This window comes from Calidithermus chliarophilus DSM 9957 (assembly GCF_000430045.1).
Classification (GTDB): domain Bacteria; phylum Deinococcota; class Deinococci; order Deinococcales; family Thermaceae; genus Calidithermus; species Calidithermus chliarophilus.
The window spans coordinates 122,707-123,790 of record NZ_KE387025.1 but is presented as its reverse complement, the minus strand read 5'-3'; the positions used below and the strand labels follow the sequence as shown (position 1 = coordinate 123,790).

Here is a 1,084-nt window from a genome sequence, read left to right as displayed (position 1 = left end):
CGCGCCCCCCGAGCCCGAGCCCCCGGTGGCCGAGCTGCTGGGGGTCGACCAGGAGTACCGGGACAACGCCGCCGCGGGGCGGCTGCGCCGCATCGCCCCCCGCCGCCTCAACCCCGGGGGCAAGGCCTGGCTGCCGGTGCTGCACACCCGCCGGGAGGGGGCCGAGTACACGGCGCTGTTCTCCAACACCGCCCGGGCCCACCGGCTGGGCAAGACCCACGACTGGGTGGTGCTCTACCGCGACCAGGGCGGCGGCGAGCGGGCTTATACGGTGGTCACGGCCACGCAGGGGCGGCTGAGGGGGCTGCGGGTGGTGCGGGGCCGGGAGGCCGAGTGCCAGCGGCATTACGAGACGGCAGGGGTGCTGGGGCGCGCCTGAGCCCCCCGGCGTGCCCAGGACACCTGCCCCGACACTTCGGGAGTAGGGTTGAGTTTGGAGGAAAGCCCATCAAGGAGGCGAATTATGGCGGTCGTCGAGCCCAACGTAACCCGGGAATTGCAGGACATTCGCAACGACCTGATCTCACTCCGTAAGGACTTGAGCGAGCTGGCCCAGGCGGTGCGGGTCAACCTCAAGGACGAGACCCAGCACCTGCGCGAGGGTGCCCGGCACGCCCTCGACGCGGCCCGCGAGCGGGGCGACAAGGCGATCCACACCATGGAGCACCGCATCGAGGAGCGCCCCTTCTTCAGCGTCGTCACGGCGTTCATCGTCGGCCTGCTGGCGGGTGGGATCACCGAGCGGCGCATGCTCATGGGTCGGCAGGGTGGCAGGAATAGTTGAGGTCTTGCTGGGCCTCCTGGACGTCCTCGAGGCCGAGGCGCGCTCACTGCGGATGGGCTTTCTGCGCGTGGTGAGCGCGCTCCTCGTGCTGGCGGCGGCGGGCGTGTTCGTGCTCGCCGCCCTGCTGTTCTCCCTGTGGGCGGCCTACGCGTGGCTGATCCCCTGGCTGGGGGTGCCCCTGGCCGCGCTGGCGGTGAGCCTGTTCAGCCTGCTGGCGGGCGCCGGCTTGTGGTGGCGGGCGCGGGCCCTGCTGCGCTAGGGGTGGGCCGTGCCCGGTGAGCGCCCGGCAGGACCGCCCAC

General features: G+C 72.4%; 3 protein-coding genes. All 3 read left to right on the top strand.

Going from position 1 to position 1,084, the window contains the following annotated elements; genetic code table 11:
- On the top strand, nucleotides 1-379 hold a 379-nt coding region (locus MEICH_RS29460), incomplete at its 5' end, for a hypothetical protein (protein ID WP_218916421.1).
- 84 nt (nucleotides 380-463) lie between these two features.
- A complete protein-coding gene (locus MEICH_RS25405; RefSeq protein ID WP_051304256.1) occupies nucleotides 464-784 on the top strand; it encodes an ElaB/YgaM/YqjD family protein in 321 nt (106 codons plus the stop codon).
- A complete protein-coding gene (locus MEICH_RS0115615) occupies nucleotides 768-1,043 on the top strand; it encodes a hypothetical protein (protein WP_157202846.1) in 276 nt (91 codons plus the stop codon). The genes MEICH_RS25405 and MEICH_RS0115615 overlap by 17 nt, the downstream gene beginning before the upstream one ends.
- Nucleotides 1,044-1,084: the final 41 nt, after the last annotated feature.